Annotated in this window: 14 protein-coding genes and 1 CRISPR repeat array; of the genes, 13 read left to right on the top strand and 1 reads right to left on the bottom strand. The window is 40.7% G+C overall.

Annotated elements, in window-relative coordinates; translation table 11 throughout:
* Window positions 1-176: 176 nt before the first annotated feature.
* Both D1614_RS16015 and D1614_RS16010 read left to right on the top strand, forming a co-directional pair.
* Complete coding sequence (locus D1614_RS16015; RefSeq protein ID WP_119438972.1) at window positions 177-530, top strand: helix-turn-helix domain-containing protein; 354 nt, start codon at window positions 177-179, stop codon at window positions 528-530.
* Window positions 524-1,828 carry a type II toxin-antitoxin system HipA family toxin gene (locus tag D1614_RS16010; RefSeq protein ID WP_119438971.1) on the top strand — a complete coding sequence of 435 codons (1,305 nt, stop codon included), beginning with the start codon at window positions 524-526 and terminating at the stop codon, window positions 1,826-1,828. The genes D1614_RS16015 and D1614_RS16010 overlap by 7 nt, the downstream gene beginning before the upstream one ends.
* On the opposite strand, the gene D1614_RS16005 is transcribed toward D1614_RS16010, so the two are convergent.
* Window positions 1,790-2,311 carry a hypothetical protein gene (locus D1614_RS16005; protein WP_119438970.1) on the bottom strand — a complete coding sequence of 174 codons (522 nt, stop codon included), beginning with the start codon at window positions 2,309-2,311 and terminating at the stop codon, window positions 1,790-1,792. The genes D1614_RS16010 and D1614_RS16005 overlap by 39 nt on opposite strands.
* A 577-nt stretch (window positions 2,312-2,888) precedes the next feature.
* Between D1614_RS16005 and D1614_RS16000 the strand changes: the two genes are divergently transcribed.
* From D1614_RS16000 to D1614_RS15950, 11 genes are all read left to right on the top strand, one after another.
* Window positions 2,889-3,800, top strand: coding sequence for a helix-turn-helix transcriptional regulator (locus D1614_RS16000; RefSeq protein ID WP_119438969.1), 912 nt, complete (start codon window positions 2,889-2,891; stop codon window positions 3,798-3,800).
* 46 nt (window positions 3,801-3,846) lie between these two features.
* Window positions 3,847-4,686, top strand: coding sequence for a CRISPR-associated endoribonuclease Cas6 (cas6, locus tag D1614_RS15995; RefSeq protein WP_241558123.1), 840 nt, complete (start codon window positions 3,847-3,849; stop codon window positions 4,684-4,686).
* A 114-nt stretch (window positions 4,687-4,800) separates the two neighbouring features.
* Window positions 4,801-7,260 (top strand): CRISPR-associated helicase Cas3', encoded by a 2,460-nt coding sequence (gene cas3 / locus D1614_RS15990; protein WP_162304527.1) that lies wholly within the window; start codon window positions 4,801-4,803, stop codon window positions 7,258-7,260.
* Window positions 7,261-7,264: 4 nt separating this feature from the next.
* Window positions 7,265-9,001 carry a hypothetical protein gene (locus D1614_RS15985; RefSeq protein ID WP_119438967.1) on the top strand — a complete coding sequence of 579 codons (1,737 nt, stop codon included), beginning with the start codon at window positions 7,265-7,267 and terminating at the stop codon, window positions 8,999-9,001.
* 19 nt (window positions 9,002-9,020) lie between these two features.
* Window positions 9,021-9,998 (top strand): DevR family CRISPR-associated autoregulator, encoded by a 978-nt coding sequence (locus D1614_RS15980; protein WP_119438966.1) that lies wholly within the window; start codon window positions 9,021-9,023, stop codon window positions 9,996-9,998.
* A 2-nt stretch (window positions 9,999-10,000) separates the two neighbouring features.
* Entirely contained in the window at window positions 10,001-10,657 is a 657-nt protein-coding gene (locus tag D1614_RS15975; RefSeq protein WP_119438965.1) for a hypothetical protein, read from the top strand.
* A gap of 62 nt (window positions 10,658-10,719) precedes the next feature.
* Entirely contained in the window at window positions 10,720-11,226 is a 507-nt protein-coding gene (gene cas4, locus D1614_RS15970; protein WP_119438964.1) for a CRISPR-associated protein Cas4, read from the top strand.
* A 32-nt stretch (window positions 11,227-11,258) separates the two neighbouring features.
* Window positions 11,259-11,672, top strand: coding sequence for a GxxExxY protein (locus tag D1614_RS15965; protein ID WP_241558122.1), 414 nt, complete (start codon window positions 11,259-11,261; stop codon window positions 11,670-11,672).
* 12 nt (window positions 11,673-11,684) lie between these two features.
* On the top strand, window positions 11,685-12,689 hold the full coding sequence (gene cas1b, locus D1614_RS15960; RefSeq protein WP_119438962.1) for a type I-B CRISPR-associated endonuclease Cas1b: 1,005 nt from the start codon (window positions 11,685-11,687) through the stop codon (window positions 12,687-12,689).
* Entirely contained in the window at window positions 12,689-12,952 is a 264-nt protein-coding gene (gene cas2, locus D1614_RS15955; protein WP_119438961.1) for a CRISPR-associated endonuclease Cas2, read from the top strand. Before cas1b ends, cas2 begins: the two co-directional genes overlap by 1 nt.
* Window positions 12,953-13,177: 225 nt before the next feature.
* Window positions 13,178-20,180: direct repeats of the CRISPR family, unit length 30 nt; unit sequence CTCGCAATCGTACCAAGCTGGAATTGAAAT.
* 236 nt (window positions 20,181-20,416) lie between these two features.
* Window positions 20,417-21,337 (top strand): ArdC family protein, encoded by a 921-nt coding sequence (locus D1614_RS15950; protein ID WP_119438960.1) that lies wholly within the window; start codon window positions 20,417-20,419, stop codon window positions 21,335-21,337.
* Window positions 21,338-21,503 lie beyond the last annotated feature (166 nt).

Here is a 21,503-nt window from a genome sequence, read left to right as displayed (position 1 = left end):
CTTCAAAAAATAATGGTCAAATATTACATGTTGGGATATGCAAACATTGTGGGGAAAAACAATTGTTAATGTTAGTAAATCCCATCATGTATTGCTGAATATGTAGTGAAGTAATAAGTTTTATTTCTATATTTGTTGGGAAACACTCACAATAAGCACAAAAATGGAGGTTAATTATGGGAAATACCAACAATAACTGGATTGCAATGAGCGATAGTACTATTATAGCAGCTATTGGCGAGTTTGTAAAACATAAACGGCTTCAGCAAAATAAAACACAAGCCCAGCTGGCTGTGGAAGCCGGATTAAACCGTTGGACTTTGGGGCAGATTGAAAAAGGGGAGTCGGTTACTCTGAGCTCCTTAATACAGGTGTTACGGGCTTTAAACCTATTGCATTTGTTAGATGGTTTTACCATCGACGAAACCATTAGCCCCATAGAATATGCACGACTGCAGGAGAAAAAGCGAAAACGTGCCGCTAAAAAGAAAAATACGAAAACCGACAATAACGAAGATTTAGGATGGTAGATTATGCCTGGGTAAAAATATGGGACACTACGGTTGGCGTTGTAACCTGGAACAGCCAACGCCAGCTGGCCGATTTTCAATACGACAAACGTTTTCTGGAAAAGAACTGGGATTTGTCGCCACTAAAAATGCCCATTAACAACGGCGACAGGGTGTATAATTTCCCTGAGTTACTTCCGGCAAAAGATAGTCCTGAAAATACTTTTAACGGCTTGCCGGGCTTGTTGGCCGATTCGCTCCCCGACAAATACGGAAATCAATTAATTGAGCAATGGCTGGCGCAAAACGGCCGTCCGCCCAATAGTATGAATCCGGTGGAGAAACTGTGTTTTATCGGCTCCCGGGGAATGGGTGCACTGGAGTTTGAACCGGCTCAAATAAAAGCCGCGAAAAATACTTTTTCAATCGAAGTAAAAAGCCTGGTTGAAATTGCGCAGAAAATGCTGTCGAAGCGCGAACAATTCGAAGCCCAACTCGATCAGGAAGAGAAGCATGCTATGGAAGAGATTCTGAAGGTTGGAACCTCGGCAGGTGGTGCGCGTCCGAAAGCGGTTATTGCATACAACGAAAAAACAAAAGAAGTACGCTCGGGGCAAACACGTGCGCCCAAAGGTTTTTCGCATTGGTTGCTAAAACTCGATGGTGTTAGCGGTATTCAATTTGGCGACAGCCACGGTTGGGGACGTGTGGAATATGCCTATTATTTAATGGCACAAAACTGTGGTATTGAGATGATGCCAAGCGAGTTGCTGGAAGAAAACGGAAGGGCACATTTTATGACCAAACGTTTTGACCGCGAAGGCCACGATACCAGGCATCATATACAAACCTTGTGCGGTATTCAGCATTTCGATTACAACAGCCTGTTTGCCTACAGTTACGAGCAGGTTTTTCAAACCATGCGTTTGTTGCGTTTGCCGTACCCGCAGGCCGAACAAATGTTTCGGCGGATGGTATTTAATGTGTTGGCCACCAACTGCGACGATCATACTAAAAACTTTTCATTCAGGCTGAAGAAGGATGGGGTTTGGGAGCTGGCACCGGCTTACGATGTTTGTTATTCGTACGATCCTGCAAACGTTTGGGTTAATCAGCAAACATTGAGTATAAACGGTAAAAACCGCGATATTGAAAAGGCAGATCTGATGACGATTGCCAAAGCCAACAACATTAAAAAAGGAGAAAAGATAATTGACGAAATAAACCAGGAAGTAAAACAATGGGACGACTTTGCCGCCCAGGCAAAAGTGCATCCAGATTTACACAAAAATATCAGAATGAACCTGCATACTATTTAATACGAAAGCCAGTACCATACATGATGTAGCCAGAAGCATTGAAGACTTCCGTTCTCCCCGACTTAGATAACCTAGTTTAAATTCTATGTGAGATTTTCTGTTTTGAGGGACTTTCCACCAATTCAGTGCTGGTTCTAGTGCAGAAAAAACCTGGTATTTTGAAGAATGTTTATAGCTCCTAACATACTGAACCGCTTTATTGAGTTGTGATTCGGATGCCAGAATGGCAAATTTATTCAATCCCGTTTCATAAATACTATCAAAAACAAAGTTGCTTAGATCCTCAATCTCTTCAAAATTCAATTCAGTATTTGCGTTCCGTATATCAATTAAGATGGAATATTCCGTTCGAAAAAATGGATTGTTTTTTAAATCAGTAATTACTCGCTCAACACTTTGCTGATTGAGTAGATTATTATGGGAAACAATTATTAATCCTAAACTTTCAACGATATGAAGATTCTCATTTGAAGACAGCATCATATTTTAATTGGCAATACTGGGATCAAAGAAAACTAATTTTTCAATTTCTAAATAACTGTGGTTAGTAATAATATTTAGATTGATGCTATAAATTGTGTCAAAGATATTTTGCTGCAAGGAAAGCCCAGTAGGGCTGTAATTGCTTAACGAAAAATCGTCAGAATTTTTAATGTAGAGTTCCCGAGATAGGGAAGAGGATATGTTGTTTCTATTACTGACGGAAATGGAAACCCGGTTTGTCATCCCATCCGGCTTTCGGAGTTTGAGAAACGGCCGAAATCTTATGTTTCTGCTAAGGCTGAAAAGGAATTACAAATTCAAAAGCCAGTGATTGATAAATTTCAACTGGCACAATGGGCTAAGAATGTCAACAGGTTGGTAGCGAGAAACTACTGTACGCATAATAAAACAAGATTTACTGTTAAATTGCGATCAAGGAGAAAAAAGAAAGGTTTGTAGCCGGCAGTGAAGAAACATTGCTAAACAACATAAAATCTTTTACTGTTAGCAGCATTTTTTTAAAGCTAAATTGAATAGTTTTAAAGACAAACATAATCTACCCAATCCACCATGGCTCATGAGAGAACAAAATAAAGTAAAACGCCTGCTGGAGCTGCTCATTTTTCTTTCCAGCGGACTTCGGTACAGCCTGTCAGAAATTGCCGATCGTTTTCAAGTCTCCGAACGAACGGTGTTTCGGGATATTAAAGACCTGCGCGAAGTTGGTTTTATCATTCCCGAACCCACTGATGGCCGCTATTATGTGGATAAAAACACGCCTTATTTTCGGGAGATAAGTGAGTTGCTGCACTTCTCAAAAGAAGAAGCGGTGCTGTTGCGAAATGCAATTCATGCCGTTAGCGATGAGAATCTTTTAAAACGTAACCTGGCACGAAAGCTTTATGCGCTTTACGATTTCGACAGGGTGGTTGATACCATTGTAAAACCTCAGCATTCGGCCAATATTCACGAATTAATAAAGGCCATAAAATACAGGAACAAAGTAGTTCTGCGTGGCTATTCTTCAGCAAACAGCGGAGAATTAAAAGACAGGATTGTTGAGCCCTTCGATTTTACTACCAATTATGTGGCCACCTGGGCATACGATGTGGAGGACCGCTGCTGTAAAACCTTTAAAAATACCCGTATCACATCGGTACAATGGTTGCCCGAACCGTGGGAGCATGAAAAAGAACACAAAGCACTTCCCATTGATGTTTTTCGAATCAGCTCGGATAAGGAGATCCCGGTCAGGCTAACGCTTAGTATGAGGGCTGCCGAGCTTTTAAAAGAAGAGTACCCTTTATCGGAGGAATTTATACAACCGGTGGCGAACGAGAAATTTGTGTTCGAAGCAGAAGTAGCCGGTCTGGAGGGAGTCGGGCGTTTTGTGATGGGACTCTGCGATGAAGTTGCTATCGAATTCCCCGAAAGCCTAAAGGAATTTATCCAAAACAAAGCAAAAAATATTTTAACTGACAGAAGTTGACATGAACTTAAAACAACTTCACTCAAATTAACTTAATCGTACTTCAATGAGATTTGAATTAACACTTAACCGTACCACCAGGCAACGTATGTTGCCCATGGATTACCAGTATTACATCAGCGCCTGGGTTTATAAGGTGCTGAAACAGGCTGATCGCGATTTTGCCGGTTTTCTGCACGAAAAAGGCTATGGACAAAGCGAAACAAAACTATATAAACTATTTTGTTTTTCGCGTCTCAACTTCGGAAAGCCCAGGCTTTGGAAGGAAAAGAAACTGTTTGAAATTTCAGAACACCAGATCAGTTTACAGGTTAGTTTCGATGTAAACGAAGCTGCCTCTAATTTTATCAAAGGCTTGTTTTTAAGCCAGGAGTTTTACCTGGGCGATAAATTCAACGGCATCGACTTTAAGGTTACCGGCGTGGAAGCGCTTCCCGAGCCAATATTTGCTGAAACCATGCAGTACCGTTTGCAAACCCCGTGGGTGGTGAGCTTAAAAACGGAGAACGATAAACACCCGCAGTACCTGAAACCCTTTGAAAAAGATTTTTACGAATTGTCGGTAAAACATATTGCCGAAAAATACCAAAATACCAAAGGGAAGGTACTGGATGGCAGCACGTTTGGTTTTAAGCTGAAAACGGGCGTAAATGAACACGGGATTCCCTTATACCGCAAGCCTGAACCTGCAAAGTGGCTCGAAGAATCAAGAGGTTGGAAACGCGCCGGATTTCTGATGAAGCCCGGAACACCGGAGGAGTCACGCATTGTTGGAAACCTGTTCGATTTTGAACTCTCGGCACCTGTCGAAGTACACCGGATGATATGGAACGCCGGCACGAGCGAAAAAAGCAGCAGCGGCTTTGGCTGGGTGGAAGTATTGTAAAACAATTAAAATATGAGGATATGAACAAAAACATAAAGCGATTAGGTGCGAATTGTGGAAGACTAATAGGTGATGTCTTTGTATAAAAATTTTGGATTAACAAGTATAAGAACAATGGTAGTTGAAGACTTTTACAAATCGATCACAGGTTTTGCTCCCTATAAATATCAATTGAAGGTTGCTGATTTGTTGCTAAGTGGCAAGAATGTAATACTTACAGTTCCTACAGGTGCTGGGAAAACATGGGCTTCGGTTTTACCTTTTCTGTACGCCCAGCAAGCAGGGAAAACTGATTTTCCTCAAAAAATGATATATAGCCTCCCTCTCCGAACTCTAGCCAATTCCATATATTCCGATGTCACTAAAGTTCTAAATGAAAAGAAAATAATTGGCAAATCTTCAATTCATACTGGCGAATACAAAAATGACGAACACTTTGAAACCGATATTATCTTTTCAACTATCGACCAGACTCTGAGTAATTTTCTTTGCTTCCCGCTTTCTCTTTCGAAACGACAGGCAAATGTAAACGCAGGTGCTTTGGTTGGAAGTTATTTAGTTTTCGATGAGTTCCATCTTCTTGACCCCAAATTATCGATGGCTACTACAATTGGGATGTTGAAGACCTTGAAAAACCTGTGTCGGTTTTGCATCATGACTGCTACATTGAGCGAAGAATATATAAACAAGTTGAAAGAAGCTGTTAATGCAGAGGTTGTTTCAATCAATGATTTTCCCGAAGATGTCGCAATTATTAAATCGCTAAAAATACCTGAAGGACACAATACTAAGAAGTCTGTAATTGTAAAAGATGAAACGACCAACGCCCAAACCATATTAAAACAGCACAAGAAGAAAACGATTATTATATGCAACCGGGTTGAAAAGGCACAAAAACTCTATAGCGATATTGTAAGTTTAGACCTGACAGGTTTTGAAAACTTGTCAGGTCTTGAAAAATCGAACATCATCTGCCTCCATTCCCGTTTTTTCGACGAAGACCGCAAACAGAAAGAGGAAGAATTGAAACGTCTGTTTGGATCAAAAAATGAAAAAAGTGCCATTCTTATTTCAACACAAGTGATTGAGGCCGGAATGGATATTTCGTGCGACACCATACATGTTGAGATCTCACCAATCAACTCCTTTTTACAGCGTGCCGGGCGTTGCGCTCGTTGGGAAGGTGAATACGGTGAAATATTCGTGTATGATATTCTGGAAATTGAAGAACGGGAAATGCTGGAAATTGAAACGGATGATGAGGAAGAAGAAAGACAAAAAAAAGCGATCAATAATAAGTATTTGCCTTACGATCCATCGCTTTGCAAATTAACTTTTGAAAAACTTAAAGCAGTTTCAACATTAAACAAAGACATTTCACAAAAATTGGTTGATGAAATCCTGACGAATCAGGAATTGAGTGATTTTACACTTATCAGACAAGGCGACTTCAACCGATCCAAAATACAGCAATCGTGGGAGACTTGTGAAAAGAACATGTACTCGCAAACAATACGAGATATACAAAGCATCGAGGTTGCCATTATTGATGTAACGAAGGAGGCACGAGGGGCTTTTATACCATATAAGTACCAAACGATCGGATTGTATAAATGGTCGTTCATTAAGTGGGCAAAAGAAATTCTTATAGAAAATGAAGATGTCATTTTCAAAGCAGAAAGCAATAAAGACTCGCAGTTTATTGATTTTGATACTTTAGATAACGAGGGCTTTGCATTAAAACCCATCAACGATCCGTATTTACTCAAAAATTGCTACGATACCATTTTTGTCGACAAATCAATATTCAAATACGCATCTGGCGCAGGCCTCGAATTGGGCGCAGGAACAAGCTGTTCGCCTCTCAAACCTTATGAGATAAAAGAAAAAGAAACAATCGAATACCGGAAAGACACCTTTTCCCAACACAACAAGGCCATTATTAATTGCTACGAGCAGGAATTCAAACCCAAACTTAAGTTTGCTTTTCAACAACTGGATACATACTGGGGAGAAAGCATTGATTGGGACAAACTAATCAAAGCCATGATTTGCCTGCATGACTACGGGAAACTCAATTCCGCTTGGCAAAAACCAATGAGAGAGCTGCAAATACTCAAAGGCAATTATGAACATGGTGAAGTTTTAGCTCACAGCGATTTTAATGAGCTTACCGACAAAGAAATTGAAAAACAAAGCGGAGCAAAGAATAAACCGCCCCATGCTGGAGCTGGAGCATATGCATTTATCGAAAGTGCTGAGGCAATAATTGACTCGGATGATTATGAAGATCTCGCCAATTCTGTTTCAACAGCAATATTAAAACATCATGGAGTTGAAACTGAAACTTACGCGGATTTTGAAATCACACAAATACATTATAAGGAAATTGAACGATTACTTGGAGAAATTGATGTAAAAGCAACATTTCCGCAAAAAGCTAGAGGAGGAAATCTAAAAGATTATGCACCCCGTAATTGCCAAGAATGGGTAATTTATTTTTTACTCGTTCGGATACTTCGTTTATGTGACCAGAAAGCGACAATGAATTTTGAAAAATATCTAAAACTATAAGACCATGTATTCCAAATTCAAAGTAAAAAAAGGAGCCGGAACATATTCCGACACGATTGAAGCTTTTGGATTAGCCAATTTGCTACATGAAATCCAAAGCAGAACTGAACTTAATCGTCCAAAGCTGTGGATAGAGGATAAAGGATTGTATTATGAACTCACTTCAATACCTGAAATTCAACTTGAGCAAATTCAGGAGTTAAACTACTTTCCTTTATTCCAATATGTCGTTCGGGATTCATCCGAAACATTTGATGAAAACTATTTCGATCTTCCGTTGCAGGATGTATTAAAAAAAGAAAGGAGAAGTCTAATTCAGAAAGCCTATCAAGAATTTTTAGGAAAAGAAAAGGCCGAGCAATTAAGACTAAGAATGAAAGAAATAGATCGAATCTTTTTAGAAGAAAAATTTATAGATCCGCATTTGGATGTTTATAGTCAAGTTGCAACCAATAATAATTTTGAAGTATTCAAGAAGCTATATAACAATTTCTATTTAAATAAAAATTCATTTCCGGCTTTAATAAAATCCATCTTTGATTTTTATGCAGACAATCCAGTAGTCCTTAATATTAAAGATTTAAAGTCATTCAACAATAAGGTCACAGCATTGCAAATATACAATCCGAATTCGGGTAAAGGACAAAACAGAGCAAAAGCATCTGGTTCTGGTGCAAAAGGAATAGATTCAACATGGATTAGCGAAACAATGAAAATATCAGGGGCTTTAACTAGCATGCTCTGTCAATTGGTTAAGGTTGGCAGTAGTTACGACATGAAAGTTGTTGTGCCTGACTTTAAAAAAGCAGAATACAACTTGCAGAGACAAATTGTTTTGTCTTTCAAAAAGAATATAAAAGGGAATACACCTTTAAGAGTTGATATTTTAAACCTTTTAATCCTGAACAAACAACTTATTGAAAACACAGAAGAATATAAAGGTTTTAAGGCAAGAAACATCTTGACAGGTCTTCATTCTACCTATCAAAAGGATTTGGGACAAAACAAAGCAGTAGTGAACATATCTGAACTCCAGACTCCCGATTTTATTGAATTTGACAGTGAAGATGAAGCAAAAGATTGGGTGGAGCTCTTAAAAGAGCAAATCAATATTATTGGAAATATTAACGAACAGGAAGGAGACGCAACTCAAGGTTTGATTGCTTACCGCACATTTTTAACCAGCTCGCATTTCTCAAGTTGGGCTAGGTTTATTTTCTGGTATGCCGAGCATATCATGTCAAACTTTTCAAGAAACAAATATGCATTGCCATTTCAAGAAACTTCATTAAATAAATTCTTTAAGAATATGACTGAATTTAAAATCTCTGAAATCATCTCCAATGAGGGATTTCAGAAAGTGGCTTATGCCATTCGCAAAAGTACAGTAACCTTACAGTACACTCCCAAGGATCAACGAAAGTTTGAAATCCGTTATGGTTTAGCTCAGACTTTGCAAAACAAGTCAAAATCAGCACCTGATCTAGCTGGATTTATTGGTGAATTTATTGCCACATTTAATGCAGAAACTGCTCGTTATGCAGAAAAAAACGGAACCGTTCTTAGGGCCAATATTCGTGAAAACGAATTAAGTCTGTTTTATGGGCTTCTTGATAAGTATCCATCAAAAGTTGTAGGAGCCTTGCTCGCGTCCTATGGCTTCGCATTGACCGAAAAAGAAGCAAATAAGGCTGGGACTGAAGAACAAATTGAAAGTGAAGGATCAACAGAAGAATTATAACCATTAAAATGCGAATATCATGAAAAAACAAATTGCATCAATTTCTATCAGTGGTGAAATCACCCTTAACATGCACTCCTTGAACAACGAAGGAGGCGAAGGCAACCAAATTATGACCCGTCAACTAACAATTGTTGACAAAGAGGGTCAGGAACATACTGTAAATGGTATCAGCGGAGACATGTTTAAGCATATACATGCCGGGCATTTGGTCAACCATTGTGTAGACAACGGAATTGAATTAAGTCAGTATTCAAAAGCACTAAATCCCAATCGTATTTCATCGGCTGAGTTACTAAGTTACATCACCGAGAATAAGAAGAAAAATGAAAAAGCGGGGGTTGTTATTGATGCCCTTATCAACTCTTGTGCAGTTTGCGACACACACGGAATTCTAATTACCGACAAAGTCGGAGAAAATAAGGACAGCTCAAATACTCCTCGTAAATCAGTAATAGAATTTGGCTGGACAATTGGTGTTCCAGGTAAGAACAACACCGAAACCTATTTACACACAAAAGTTGTACATAGCTCCACTGGAGTAAAGGGGGAAAGTTCCAACGAAGGTCAGAACATCTTTCATCGTCCTGCAAATCATGGTGCTTATGCTTTTGTTTGCAATATCGACACCTACCGAATTGGATTTAACGACATTGATCGTAATTATGCGATAGATGATCCCAAGCGCCAAGCAAGATACAAAGCTATTTTGCAATCCTTATTGAGTTCATTTTTAAATCCAAGAGGAGCCATGACCAGCAGTCAGAAACCTCACATTACCGACTTCAAAGGGGTTGTAACCTATTCAGAAAAGTTGATCCCAGCTCCAACAATTAGTCCAATTAATCCAGGATACGAAAACGAAATCGGCACCATTGCAACAAACTTGAACATGATTGAACCTGGTGCAATAACGGTTAAACAATTTGATGGGCTTGGTGCGTTATCTGAAATCATTAAGGACCTAATTGCCGAAGAACCTTATAAACTAAGCTGAATATGAAGTTCTCTGTCATATATCAGCCAACAAACTTGTTCTCGTTAAAAGAAAGCAACTCGACCAATTCAGGCGCAAAATCGTTACTGATTCCTTCGCCTTATTCCATTAAGATGGCATTGTTCAATCAGGCCATTACCATTGATGGGAAAGACATTTTTGAGGAAAAGAAAAGTAAAGAATTCTCTTATATAAAAGATGCGACCATAGAATATCGGGTTTCAGGTAGCTTTTGTGTGAATAATTGCTTTGTAACCATTCAATCGTTGAGAGATGGAACGTATCGTGGGAAGCCTTCTTTCCGTGAATATATCTACCTCTCAGACAATATCGAAATCATATTCGATGTAAAAAGCGAAGAGGCAAAGCAATATCTGCAAAACTATCTGCACAGGATAAACTATTTCGGGAAACGAGGTTGCTTCTTTCAATTTGTTGGCTACCGGGACAACCCGGGCGAACCAAATGTGAAAGAATTTGATGCTTCTGATTTTTCACCAGGAGTTTTACAGGAGTTTGATGACATTTCATCAAAAGCGGATTTTAAGAATGTCGACAATTTCGATTCTGCCAATGCGAAGCGAGATAAAAAGATTCTTGTAATTCCTGTTCAGAATTTGAATTCATCAAAATCGTACACCCATTTTAGATGTTTCTGATCACAAACCTGACAGGTTTTCAAAACCTGTCAGGTTTCTGTACAATTCAATAATTTCAGCCCATGCAAATCACCGGAACCCATTTCAATTACTACCTTATCTGCCACCGCAAATTGTGGTTGTTTGCCAGCGGCATCAATATGGAGTCGACTTCCGACCTGGTTTACGAAGGCAAGCTGTTGCACGAAACTTCCTACCCGCGGCGCAGCGAGAAGTACCGCGAAATTGAGCTGGACGGTATCAAAATCGATTATTACGATCCTAAAAATAAGGTGGTGCACGAAATCAAAAAATCGGACAAACACGAGGAAGCCCACGAGTGGCAGGTGAAATACTACCTGTTTGTGCTCGAACAAAATGGGGTAGTGGGAGCCACCGGGTTGCTGGAGTACCCGCGTTTGCACAAAACCGACGAGGTGCTGCTGACTACTCCCGACCGCGAAGCCATCAGCGAAATGCTCGTACAGATTGAGGCGCTGATTGCCGGAGAACAATGTCCCGAACGAATACCAATAACCAGGTGCAAAAATTGCAGCTATTTCGATTTCTGCTGGAGCGGGGAGGTCTGAGCTATGATTAACCGGATTGAAAGAATACTATGATGGAAAAATACAAATACCAGGATTTGACCCACGAGGTGATCGGGGCGGCAATGGAAGTGCATCGTAGTTTGGGAAATGGGTTTCAGGAAGTGATTTATCAGAGAGCCTTGGCAATTGAATTGGAGCTTAGAAAAATAGCTTTCGAACGCGAAAAAGAAATGCCTTTGGTTTATAAAGGTTTTGATATTGGAACACGTCGGGTCGATTTCTTTATTGACGAAAAAATAATGCTCGAAATAAAAGCGGTCATTCAACTCGAAGATGTTCATTTGGCCCAGGCCATCAATTACCTGGAAGCTTATGGCATGGAAATCGGTCTGTTGATTAATTTCGGGAATACTTCATTGCAATTTAAGCGCGTAATGAAACCTAAATTGAATCAAAGTCCATCAGGCAATCAGTCAAAATCATAGTTCAAGACAATTATGAAGAAAACCTACTATCTATTCAATCCCGGACGTTTGCAGCGCCGCGACAATACACTGAAATTTACCCCTTACGACGAAGATGGCAACGAGCAGAAGCCCCGTTTTTTACCTGTTGAAAATGTTGGCGAACTGTATTGTTTTGGAAACCTCGATGCCAATTCTGCCCTGTATAATTTTCTGGGGCAATCGCAGATTCCCATTCATTTTTTTGATTACTACGAAAACTACACCGGTTCGTTTATGCCGCGCGAAGCGCTTATCTCGGGCAAAATGCTGATTGCACAGGTAAAATGTCAGCAAAACCGGAAAAACCGGATCGACCTGGCGCAGCGTATCCTGGATGGCGCCAGTTTTAACATGGTGAAAAACCTGCGGTATTACAATAGCAGAGGAAAAGACCTGGAGCCGATTATTGAAAACATTGAAGCGCTGAGTTCGAAAATTTGCCAGACTACCGCCGTTGACGAGCTGATGGGAATAGAAGGCAACATCCGGAAGAATTACTACGAAGCCTTTGAATTAATCATTAACGATTTTAGTATGGGCGGCCGTTCGTACCGTCCTCCCGAGAATGAAGTAAACGCCTTGATCTCGTTTGGGAACATGATGTGTTACAGTCAATGCCTTAGGGCGATACACCAAACGCAATTAAATCCAACCATCAGTTTTCTGCATGAGCCCGGCGACCGGCGCTTTTCGCTTTCGCTCGATCTGGCCGAAGTGTTTAAACCCTTGCTGGTTGACCGTGTAGTATTCAAAGTGATGAACAAGAAAATGATCCAGGGGCATCATTTCGAAGACCAGTTAAACCGTGTGAGTTTGAAACCAAACGGGAAAAAAGTTTTTGTACAGGCATTGGAAGAAAGACTGGAAGAAACCATTAAGCACCGTACATTGAATCGTTCGGTAAGCTATAAACACCTCGTGAAGTTGGAGTGCTATAAAATACAAAAGCATTTGTTGGGGATGGAAGAGTATAAACCGTTTAAAATGTGGTGGTAATGTATGTAATTGCAGTATATGATGTAGGACAGAAGCGTGTGGCAAAAATGCTGAAACTTTGCCGTAGGTACCTGAACTGGATTCAGAACTCTGTATTTGAAGGAGAAATTACGGAGGCCCGGTTGGAGGAATTTAAATTCAGGGCATCACAAATTATGGACGAGGATGATGACAGCCTTATTATTTTTAAGACACGCCAGGAAAAGTGGTTGGACAAGGAAATTGTAGGACATGAACGGCAAAATCTGGGTAATTTTTTGTAAGTGGAGTTGTCGATCCTGTCGTTGTAAACACTTATAGCGTTTTATACGCTTAAAAATATTTTCCTCAGGTTCTTTGACATATTGAAAATTAGCGATTTATATATACTTGTCGATCCTCCGGGCGAAAAACGTTTTGGAGGATCGACAACAAAATCATAGTAAAATACTATTTTTGAAAAACGTAGTTCGTTGAAAATGAACTATTTTTTTTGAGTCGTCGAACGGCTCGCAATCGTACCAAGCTGGAATTGAAATGGCTTAAGCTAGTGTTAAAGGCTGGCCCGCTGCCACTCGCAATCGTACCAAGCTGGAATTGAAATATACATTGTCGATGGTAGCAGCTGCTGCAGTACCGCCTCGCAATCGTACCAAGCTGGAATTGAAATAACGTATTTGCTCTTGTGCATTCTGATCCAACATAATCTCGCAATCGTACCAAGCTGGAATTGAAATACAGAACCGTTAGCATTGCCGGTAACCCTTACAACTCGCAATCGTACCAAGCTGGAATTGAAATTGTGATAAAATTAGGGAAGCCTAAGCGGATAACGGGCTCGCAATCGTACCAAGCTGGAATTGAAATGGCTTTGGGTCTGAAAACCAACGAGCACACTTTTACTCGCAATCGTACCAAGCTGGAATTGAAATTCATCGAAGTATTGAAAGCTGATTCAATGGCTAAAGCTCGCAATCGTACCAAGCTGGAATTGAAATGGCTTTGGGAATTACCCAGGCATTGGGTCGGTACGAACTCGCAATCGTACCAAGCTGGAATTGAAATGTTTAAGAAGATTTATTTCGAACCGGAATCCGGTTTCTCGCAATCGTACCAAGCTGGAATTGAAATTGGTAAAAACCAAATACTTTTATTTTAAATTCTCCTCGCAATCGTACCAAGCTGGAATTGAAATTGTTTCTTCGTTCAAATATTCACAGTGCTAATCGCTCGCAATCGTACCAAGCTGGAATTGAAATTGCAACAGGCGGCCGATAGTTATTACGACAAAATAACTCGCAATCGTACCAAGCTGGAATTGAAATGTATTCAAAAAAATCGTTCAACATTAAACTTCCGCTCGCAATCGTACCAAGCTGGAATTGAAATTAGTTAATAGTTAGTTAGTTATCAGCGAAAGCCCGCTCGCAATCGTACCAAGCTGGAATTGAAATTTGGCTGAAGGGAAATTTCCTTTTCGCCGGAAGATTCTCGCAATCGTACCAAGCTGGAATTGAAATTTCCATATCATCCGGGACCACGATCAAAACCCGCGCTCGCAATCGTACCAAGCTGGAATTGAAATTTCACATAAGAAGCCTTTAGCTTCCTTCTATCATCTCGCAATCGTACCAAGCTGGAATTGAAATGCCGGAGAATCAATCAGGACGATTACCGCCACTTCTCTCGCAATCGTACCAAGCTGGAATTGAAATAAAGATACTGGCATCTAACCCCCGCTGAAACGTACACTCGCAATCGTACCAAGCTGGAATTGAAATGCAATATTTACAATCCACCTTAAGAGGCCCAGCCGGACTCGCAATCGTACCAAGCTGGAATTGAAATTGGGATTACCCGATAGCTTATGCGTTAAATGAAAAACTCGCAATCGTACCAAGCTGGAATTGAAATGGCGTAACATCGGGGCTGGCCGATATCGACAAGACTCGCAATCGTACCAAGCTGGAATTGAAATAGGTCATATTTCCCGCCCTGTATTCTTATGCACTCCTCGCAATCGTACCAAGCTGGAATTGAAATTTTGTAGCCAGTTCGCGGTCGATCTCAACAAACTTGCTCGCAATCGTACCAAGCTGGAATTGAAATAACATTTCGTCGAAATAAACGATGAAATTGCGCGCTCGCAATCGTACCAAGCTGGAATTGAAATTGTGCCTGGCGGGGTTAAACAGGGCTGGTTTTTTTCTCGCAATCGTACCAAGCTGGAATTGAAATAACGTACCGCTAAAGACCTCATCACCTCACTAAAACTCGCAATCGTACCAAGCTGGAATTGAAATTGTAGTCGAGCGCATTGAGCGGTAGTTCTGCATTGCTCGCAATCGTACCAAGCTGGAATTGAAATGGGTGTTTTATCTTCGCGGTTTTCGAGTGCACGGTCTCGCAATCGTACCAAGCTGGAATTGAAATAACCTATCAGTAAGGCATTTTTTAGTTTTGCGAAAAACTCGCAATCGTACCAAGCTGGAATTGAAATAAAGGAAAAGAGCAGGATTTTTTGTTTTTCCTAAACTCGCAATCGTACCAAGCTGGAATTGAAATGTATGAACAGACAGATAAACATTCCAACCCGTTTCTCGCAATCGTACCAAGCTGGAATTGAAATTTCGGTGCGTGGCCGTTTGTCAAACATTGCAATGCTCGCAATCGTACCAAGCTGGAATTGAAATATAGTATTTGCAGCCCAAGCACTAAAAAGTATCACAGCCTCGCAATCGTACCAAGCTGGAATTGAAATATATTTTATACCACCGCGATCAGGCTGGTAAAATCCTCGCAATCGTACCAAGCTGGAATTGAAATATCCTAAAATGTGGACACCTAATTCGCTTTGTCGCTCGCAATCGTACCAAGCTGGAATTGAAATTAACGACGGGGGTTTCGTGGGGGGCCATTACAGGCTCGCAATCGTACCAAGCTGGAATTGAAATGACCTACGATAAAGTGGTGGAGTCAACGGATACTTTCTCGCAATCGTACCAAGCTGGAATTGAAAATTAAGAATAGCAGCATGAAAAAACTAATAACAATACTCGCAATCGTACCAAGCTGGAATTGAAATTAGTTTGTAACCCCTGTGCTAGTTTCTGACGGGTGCTCGCAATCGTACCAAGCTGGAATTGAAATTGATAAACAACCAAAGGTTCTCCATTCTCATCTACTCTCGCAATCGTACCAAGCTGGAATTGAAATGGAGCTACCAAGTGTGGCAGTAATTAGATGGATCCTCGCAATCGTACCAAGCTGGAATTGAAATTTGGTTGAACGTGTTAAACTCTTTGATATCGTGATTCTCGCAATCGTACCAAGCTGGAATTGAAATGGATAAAAACCGCGTGCTTTGGGTTGAGGGTGCTTACTCGCAATCGTACCAAGCTGGAATTGAAATTTTTCAAAAACATTCAGTCCGATAGCCAGAATCAATCTCGCAATCGTACCAAGCTGGAATTGAAATACAATAAAAATCCGATTATTGCCAAGTCGTTACCTACTCGCAATCGTACCAAGCTGGAATTGAAATCGCGGAGGATTAACTGGCAACTACTTGCAGTTGACCTCGCAATCGTACCAAGCTGGAATTGAAATATAATTCGTTATCCGTATTCACCGTTACCGTATACTCGCAATCGTACCAAGCTGGAATTGAAATTTCGCACACAAACGACGGCACAAGTTGCCGCGATAGCTCGCAATCGTACCAAGCTGGAATTGAAATTTCGTCATATTCAGCCTGTTCGGCATTTCGGTCGGCTCGCAATCGTACCAAGCTGGAATTGAAATCCGTGAGTTTTCTTCCGGAGGACCTGCAGGATATTCCTCGCAATCGTACCAAGCTGGAATTGAAATTTACTTCGCAGATCGCGGAATGAATTCCTTCAGGCTCGCAATCGTACCAAGCTGGAATTGAAATTTTAATATCGCAGCCGCCGGGGGTGCCCTCGCAATCGTACCAAGCTGGAATTGAAATACGGAAAACAGGAGGCATTTGTAAAAGACGTGGTCTCGCAATCGTACCAAGCTGGAATTGAAATTGCAACCTGGCTTCAGGAGAAGTATCCAATAGGCTCTCGCAATCGTACCAAGCTGGAATTGAAATCGATTTGAGTTTGACCTGGGCAACAGCGGAAACATTCTCGCAATCGTACCAAGCTGGAATTGAAATTAAGATTGTGAAGAACAAAGAGATAATTTCAAATAACTCGCAATCGTACCAAGCTGGAATTGAAATGAAAATAATGAGTGCTACGAAATTGGCGGCGTATGGCTCGCAATCGTACCAAGCTGGAATTGAAATACATATTGAAATATTGGTTCCCGGTAAGCTCTTTATACTCGCAATCGTACCAAGCTGGAATTGAAATAATGATCTCTCAATTCCAATATCTACGCCAAAATCTCGCAATCGTACCAAGCTGGAATTGAAATTTTTTGGCAGTGATTTGCTTAGGTGGGTATCCGACTCGCAATCGTACCAAGCTGGAATTGAAATAGCATGACGATGTTCCTGTCTGACTTTGATTTGCCGACTCGCAATCGTACCAAGCTGGAATTGAAATTTAAGCGACTTCCATCCGCTTTTTATTGCGCTTAGCTCTCAATCGTACCAAGCTGGAATTGAAATACGAATTTCTGGACCGTTGACGGTACGGGGGTAGCTCTCAATCGTACCAAGCTGGAATTGAAATTATTACAAAGTTATTAATTTTCGTATGTTTTTAACTCTCAATCGTACCAAGCTGGAATTGAAATCGTAAAGAACCACAGCCGGAAGGACCACGAAAAGGCTCTCAATCGTACCAAGCTGGAATTGAAATGATAGTGATTACGTGGTTTTCTCAAACTCTGAAACTCTCAATCGTACCAAGCTGGAATTGAAATAAAGTTGTCTATCACGGAACCATGAAACAGTTTGATCTCTCAATCGTACCAAGCTGGAATTGAAATGTGAATTTGAATGAACTTTGCTTGCAATCGATTTACCTCTCAATCGTACCAAGCTGGAATTGAAATAAGACATGTCTGCTTCAAATGGGCTTGCGCTTGGGGCTCTCAATCGTACCAAGCTGGAATTGAAATATCGACCCGGTTCGGGGATATCGGGTGCAGAACGGTCTCTCAATCGTACCAAGCTGGAATTGAAATGGACATACGCCAGCTACTAAAAGAGCCTGACAGACCTCTCAATCGTACCAAGCTGGAATTGAAATATCTTCTTTAGTCATAACTTAACTGGGTTTAGCGCTCTCAATCGTACCAAGCTGGAATTGAAATAACATTGCCTTTTCGGAGATGAAGTCTTTGGGCGCTCTCAATCGTACCAAGCTGGAATTGAAATATATCAGCAAAATCCTTCTTGGTCCGTTGAGCATCTCTCTCAATCGTACCAAGCTGGAATTGAAATAACGTTCGACCTGTATGTCCTGTAAAGGGGTGCTGTCTCTCAATCGTACCAAGCTGGAATTGAAATGTCCACATAATCTTCTACACTATTTAATCCAATGTACTCTCAATCGTACCAAGCTGGAATTGAAATATATCAATGGCAACCTTACGGGCCATTTGCGGATCTCTCAATCGTACCAAGCTGGAATTGAAATATGGTTGCATGAGTTGTATCCATCTCGACATATTGCCTCTCAATCGTACCAAGCTGGAATTGAAATTTCCAGAAGGAACAAGAACATCAACGGCAGTGGACTCTCAATCGTACCAAGCTGGAATTGAAATCACTGTTACAGGCGATATAGTTACCTGGGCGAAAGCTCTCAATCGTACCAAGCTGGAATTGAAATGTGCGAGGGCAGCAATAATAACTAAGATTGTTTTTCCTCTCAATCGTACCAAGCTGGAATTGAAATGGCTTTGGCATCTAGTCAATAAAAAGAAAAGTTGATCCTCTCAATCGTACCAAGCTGGAATTGAAATTATTTAAAGTTGTTATCTGTTGCTAAATCATACCCTCTCAATCGTACCAAGCTGGAATTGAAATGATTTAGATCATAAATTCCAACCTGTAATTGGTAAACTCTCAATCGTACCAAGCTGGAATTGAAATAGCAAATAACGGGGCTTATTTGGCAATCATTACCCTCTCAATCGTACCAAGCTGGAATTGAAATTCTTTTGCGCTGATGCTGCGTATATTTTCAATCAACTCTCAATCGTACCAAGCTGGAATTGAAATTCGTTAACTCCGGTACTGCCTGAAATCGGAATTTCGACTCTCAATCGTACCAAGCTGGAATTGAAATTTTTTTTGAAAGGTCGCCGCCGGCGTCCCAAATCTCACTCTCAATCGTACCAAGCTGGAATTGAAATGTGCGATGACGTTACGGGTTCGAAGGCGCTGGGTGCTCTCAATCGTACCAAGCTGGAATTGAAATTGATTTCCTTTTCGCGGTCAGATAGCGAAGCGTTGCTCTCAATCGTACCAAGCTGGAATTGAAATTAATTTGCCGTCACAAAAAACCTTTTCACCTTTTACTCTCAATCGTACCAAGCTGGAATTGAAATAGATTATCAACATGCTCGTCGTGTGCTGCTTTCGCTCTCAATCGTACCAAGCTGGAATTGAAATATCATCGCAACGGTTAATATCGAAGTCGGAGAATTCTCTCAATCGTACCAAGCTGGAATTGAAATGTGTACGGGCTACTGCGCTTTGCGAGTAGAGTTTACTCTCAATCGTACCAAGCTGGAATTGAAATTTCAGATGAGCGATTATGCTGCACTCGAAAAATCGACTCTCAATCGTACCAAGCTGGAATTGAAATATTACCTGGACGTAGGCAAACGCAAAATTTTCAACTCTCAATCGTACCAAGCTGGAATTGAAATTTGTAGCAAACACCCCCGCATTGCTTTGCCAGCGGCTCTCAATCGTACCAAGCTGGAATTGAAATGTTGATCGATGCGCTCTTCCAGTTCGCGCTTTCGCTCGCAATCGTACCAAGCTGGAATTGAAATTCAAATACAAGTGCAAAGCATGATATTACAGGTAGAGACTCGCAATCGTACCAAGCTGGAATTGAAACTTATTAACTATCAATATTGCAACGCTTGATCCTACCTCGCAATCGTACCAAGCTGGAATTGAAACATTTTAACCCGGCTGAATTGCTTTGTTTCTTTTTCAACTCGCAATCGTACCAAGCTGGAATTGAAACTTGTAAAAAACAATCCGTTATCACATACGTGATCCTCGCAATCGTACCAAGCTGGAATTGAAACACGCAAAAAAGAAACAAAAAAACATTTACCAAAACTCGCAATCGTACCAAGCTGGAATTGAAATTTAATATGACTTTCTGTGTTGCATACTCATAGTCCTCGCAATCGTACCAAGCTGGAATTGAAATGCGGATAGCCGTTGTCACTTTGCTGAATGGTAGAACTCGCAATCGTACCAAGCTGGAATTGAAATGTCAGCGATAACCGGGAAGCGCTTTAGAAATTCCACTCGCAATCGTACCAAGCTGGAATTGAAATATTGAATTGCCTTTAAATCCTGTCAAAGTTACTTCGCCGTCCGGAAAAGTCAATGGCGGCTGAAATTGTCCATTTTTAGCCAGCCGCCCTTCGGGTGCGTTCAGTTTTGTGTTTCGTTAACTCCACAAAAAACAGACATGCACCATTGACAAGAATCCATCCGGCTCAATGGCCTGCGCCAAAATTTAATGGCGTGCCAGTAGCTGAAAAAAATCCCAAGGGCATGGGTGGATTCAATGAGTAAATTTGATATTTACGAAACAGTAACTAATCTGATTGTAGAACGCCTGGAAGCAGGTGTTGTACCGTGGCATATGCCTTGGAAAACAGCAAGTGCTATTCCTCGTAACATGGTCTCTAAAAAGCCTTACCGGGGATTTAACTTCTGGTACCTGCTTAGCTTTGGTTTCGAACGTCCCTATTTCCTTACTTTCAAACAGGTTCAGGATCTTGGTGGAAAGATCAAGAAAGGAGCTTCCTCGTTCATGGTTGTATTCTGGAAAATGGTGGAATACGAAAAAGATGATGAAACCAAGGAAATTCCTATGCTTCGTTATTACCGGATATTCCATATTGATGATGTGGAAGGTATTGATCCAGATAAAATTCCTGCAAATACAGCTCATGATCAAGATTTTGATCCGATTGCTTCCTGTGAGCAAATCATTCGATTCTGGTCAGATTCACCTGTAATAAAGCTTGACCAGCAAAAAGCCTGTTATATTCCTTCCTTGGATGAAGTCCACATGCCTGGAGCAAGAACCTTTTTTCAGGATGAAGAATATTATTCCACGATTTTCCATGAGTTGGTTCATTCTACAGGCCACCGTAAACGTTTAAATCGACATGAACGGTTTTCTAACCTGAATTTCGCGAGTAACGATTATTCGCAAGAAGAGCTCGTAGCTGAAATGGGATCTGCTTTCCTATGTGGCTTCTGCGGAATCGAAAACGTGACGATTGATAACAGTGCTGCTTACATTCAGGGTTGGCTCAAAAAGCTAAAAAGCGATAATAAGTTTATTGTAATGGCTTCCGGATTGGCTCAGAAAGCTGTTGATTATATTCTGGATCATCAGGATTCAAATCTGAAACCGGTTCTTCCTGAACCTAAAAAGAAGAAAAGTAAATCAGCTTCTCTTTCAATGAAATTCTGATTATACAGCCAATGAAGCCCCCAGATTTATTTTATACTTTTCGCAGTTGATGCATATTGAAAGTTGCAAATATTTTACAAGAATAAAAACATAATAACACTCTACAATTCTGATCAAAAATACTTAAATTAGAGGATACATTATGGGAAATTTCAGAGAGTGACTA

It is taken from the genome of Maribellus luteus (genome assembly GCF_003576475.1).
In the GTDB taxonomy this organism is placed as follows: Bacteria; Bacteroidota; Bacteroidia; order Bacteroidales; family Prolixibacteraceae; genus Draconibacterium; species Draconibacterium luteum.
The sequence above is the reverse complement of the archived record's forward strand: the minus strand, read 5'-3'. Positions and strand labels throughout refer to the sequence as shown.